Below are 587 nucleotides of genomic sequence, written 5' to 3'. Positions count from 1 at the left end.
AAATGAGATTAGCCATGATTCCGCCGCCGTAAACGATCAGATTTCCTCCGATATCACGAAAAAGCGATGAAAAATCGTGCTCTCCTGATGTCGGCCAGTTCGGAAAAATCGTTTTGCAATTGGCTCATAATTGAAGATGAATCGGCGAAGAGTCGATCTATTTGTGAATACGTTTAAGAATAACACCCATGGTTCCAAATGCTTTCCCTTCTCTACCTTTCCCCTTTAAGAAAATTGGCAATATAATATCTCCTCCTCTGGTGATCCATACCTCAAACGAATGTTGCTTACTTAGCGAAACCCATGAATAACTAACAGGTTTGACGTTAGGCCATAATTTCGCGTTTTTGATATTTTCAGCATGCCACTTAAAAATTTCTACAATCATAAAATTGCTTACCAATTCAGATTCATCGCCGCTGCAAACAAAGCTCCAGTATCCCGTACACAGTTGTTTTTCGAGCCAATTGCAAAACGATTTTTCCGAACTGGCCGACATCAGGAGAGCACGATTTTTCATCGCTTTTTGGTGATATCGGAGGAAATCTGATCGGTTACGGCGGCGGAATCATGGCTAATCTCATTTT

General features: G+C 41.1%; 1 protein-coding gene. It reads right to left on the bottom strand.

What is annotated here, in order from left to right; genetic code table 11:
* Window positions 1-157 precede the first annotated feature (157 nt).
* On the bottom strand, window positions 158-520 hold the full coding sequence (locus F1735_RS34095) for a hypothetical protein (protein WP_167241477.1): 363 nt from the start codon (window positions 518-520) through the stop codon (window positions 158-160).
* Window positions 521-587 lie beyond the last annotated feature (67 nt).

This window comes from Massilia genomosp. 1 (assembly GCF_011682185.1).
Taxonomy (GTDB): Bacteria; Pseudomonadota; Gammaproteobacteria; order Burkholderiales; family Burkholderiaceae_D; genus Telluria_A; species Telluria_A rubra.
This window is presented reverse-complemented; position numbering and strand designations above follow the sequence as displayed.